Below are 2,833 nucleotides of genomic sequence, written 5' to 3' on the forward strand. Positions count from 1 at the left end.
ACCTCACACCGCGCGTGATGCAGGACATGGGCGAGGACCGCGGTGGGATCGTGGTGTCGCCGCGGGGGCGGGGGACCTCGACCTGGTACGTCGGCCGCGGACACGCCGACTTCCTCGAGGTGTGGGACGACGTCTTCGCCAACGTCGCCGTCGACCCGGACCGCGTCTACGTGTCCGGACACTCGATGGGCGGGTTCGGGTCCTACCTGCTCTCGATCCTGTACCCGGACCGCTTCGCCGCCGCGCTCCCGGTCGCCGGACCCGTCACCCAGGGAGCCTGGACCGGCGCCGACGTTCCCGGCTGCGACGGACTCCGCAGCGGCGACTACAGCCCGTGCTACATCGCCACCAACGGCAGCGACCCCCGCGTGCAGCACACGCGCCGCCTGCTCGAGAACCTGCGCAACGTGCCGATCGGGATCTTCCACGGCGCGGCCGACGAGCTGGTCCCTGTCTCCGGGGTCACCCGACAGGTCGAGCGCCTGGCCGAGCTCGGCTACCGCCACCGTTACTACCTGTTCCCGACGTACGAGCACTACACCCACCCCGTCGCCGACCAGTGGGCGGAGGGGGTCCGGTACATGGACTCGTTCCGGCGCGACCGCAACCCAGGGGTCGTGAGCTACATCCGGGACATGCCGTTCGAGCGCACGGTCGAGATCGGACCCAACGTCCGGGCCAACCAGGACATCGGGCTGAACTTCGACTTCGACCGGGCGTACTGGATGTCGGAGCTGACCCCCGCCGACCCCGTCAACGGCGTCGCGAGGTTCTGGGGCCGGACGCACGCCATGTTCCCGAAGGACCTCCTCAACGCACCGGTCCCCGAGGCGGGCGGACCGGCCAGCCTGGGTCAGACCGGTCCATACACGATGAGCGGCATCCGGTGGGAGTCCCTCCCCAGGGAGCTGAGCCAGGAGCCCGAGAACGCGTTCGTCTCACAGACGTGGGGAGCCTCGGCGGTTCGCCTGGACACCACCCGGATGGGCCTCGACACCAACTCGAAGATGACCGGCTTCATCTACACCGACCGGCCGCTGGAGATCCGGCTCGACGGAGCTTGGACAGAGGTGCCCGAGGTGACCTGGTCGTCGATCCCCGTGGGCGTTGAGTTGCGGCCAGACGGCGTCGTGGTGCTGCGCGTCAGCGGCACGACCACGGTGCAGCTGGGCTAGCTGCCGTCTGTGTCCTCGGCCTCCAGGTCGAGGGCCAGGGAGTTGATGCAGTAGCGCTGGCCCGTGGGGGCCGGTCCGTCGTCGAAGACGTGTCCCAGGTGGGAGCCGCACCGCCGGCACTTCACCTCGGTCCGGACCATCCCGTGGCTCCTGTCGGGCACCAGCTCGACATGCTCACGGTTCAACGGCTCCGTGAAGCTGGGCCACCCCGAGCCGGAGTCGAACTTCGTGTCCGAAGCGAACAGCTGCTGGCCGCACGCGCCGCACCGATAGACGCCGGGCGTCTTCTCGTTCCAGTACCGGCCGGTGAACGCGCGCTCCGTCCCGCCGCGCCGGAGGACCTCGTAGCGGTCCGGGGGGAGCTGCTCCCTCCACTCCTCTTCGCTCTTCATCTCAGCTCCTCGTTCGTCACTGGGCTCCCTCCAGGACGGAGAGGACCTCCCTGACCAGATCGTTGGGATGCACGCCCTTCTCCAGGTAGGCCGACGCTCCACGTTCGATGGCGATCGCGCCCAACCTCTTCTCCTCGAACCCGGACAGGACTATCACCTTCGACCCGGGCGACGCGGACAGGATCTGGGGCAAGGCCTCCAACCCGTCCATCTTCGGCATGGACAGATCGAGCAGGACTATGTCCGGCTCGTGCCGACCGGCCTCGTCGATCGCCTGGAGGCCGTCCCCCGCCTCACCGACGACCTCGAACCGGCCGCTCATCGAGAGGACCTCGGTCAGCAGGAACCGGATCTCGTTGACGTCATCGACTACGAGCGCGGTGTACGTCCGCTCCGCCTGGCCCTCTTCAGCCATCCCGTTCCTCTCCCGGCTCCCGGTCGGCGCCGCACTTGCGTCCGAGGGCTATACCCGGGGACGCGGCCACCATTGCCTCACGACGTGCGCGGCGACCGCCACCCGGTCCGCATGCCGTACAGCAGGCAACCACATCTTCCTACGGCGCTCCATCCGGGCGGAGCACGGAAGCGGCCGCGCATCTGATGTTCCGGCATCACCCGCGGTGGTAGGGGGGGATCCCCCCAAGGGTTAGTCGTCGGGGTCGACCACGTAACCAGGGGTGGCCCGATGTCGTCACCCCGTCCCCTATCGGGCGTAGCCGCCACCTCGTGCTCGCCCGGCACGCCGACACGTGTCCTCCCCTGACCAGCGTCGCCCCCCGTCCGTCGACGCCTCCTGCACGCAGGTGGAACCGACCGAGAGGGAGAGCACGAGATGCGTAGCAGGAGGATCCTGGCAGTCACGACGATCGCGATCGTCGCGTTCATGTTCACGGCCGGCGCGGCGTCGGCGCAGGAGATAGACAGCGGTGCCGAAGGACGGCAGTCGTCGCTCGTCAACAACCACCGAGCGTCGGTGGGATCGCCGCAGCTGAGCGTCCACGGAGGACTGCTGGACATCGCCCGCCGTCACTCGGCGCGCATGGCCGCGGACGGCACGATCTACCACAACGGCAACCTGCAGCGCGAGGTGGCCGCGGCCGTCCCGAACTGGAGGGCGATCGGCGAGAACGTGGGCACCGGGACGAGCGCGGACCACGTCCACGAGCTCTTCCTGCGGTCGCCGAAGCACCGCGAGAACGTGGAGAACCGGGAGTGGAACATCATGGCCATCGGCGCGGTCCGCAGCGCGGACGGCATGTACTACTT

General features: G+C 68.9%; 4 protein-coding genes. 2 read left to right on the forward strand and 2 right to left on the reverse strand.

Annotation, left to right across the window (positions count from 1 at the left end; translation table 11 throughout):
* A partial coding sequence (locus VM840_06570; protein ID HVL81237.1) for a prolyl oligopeptidase family serine peptidase occupies positions 1-1,175 on the forward strand: 1,175 nt, incomplete at its 5' end.
* Here VM840_06570 and msrB read toward each other — a convergent pair.
* Both msrB and VM840_06580 read right to left on the reverse strand, forming a co-directional pair.
* Entirely contained in the window at positions 1,172-1,567 is a 396-nt protein-coding gene (gene msrB / locus VM840_06575) for a peptide-methionine (R)-S-oxide reductase MsrB (GenBank protein HVL81238.1), read from the reverse strand. The genes VM840_06570 and msrB overlap by 4 nt on opposite strands.
* A gap of 16 nt (positions 1,568-1,583) precedes the next feature.
* Positions 1,584-1,982: a response regulator transcription factor gene (locus tag VM840_06580; GenBank protein HVL81239.1), complete on the reverse strand. Its 399-nt coding sequence runs from the start codon at positions 1,980-1,982 to the stop codon at positions 1,584-1,586.
* Positions 1,983-2,399: 417 nt separating this feature from the next.
* Between VM840_06580 and VM840_06585 the strand changes: the two genes are divergently transcribed.
* Positions 2,400-2,833: CAP domain-containing protein (locus VM840_06585; protein HVL81240.1), on the forward strand; the 434-nt coding region annotated here is incomplete at its 3' end.

The organism is Actinomycetota bacterium (assembly GCA_035540895.1).
Taxonomy (GTDB): Bacteria; Actinomycetota; JAICYB01; order JAICYB01; family JAICYB01; genus DATLFR01.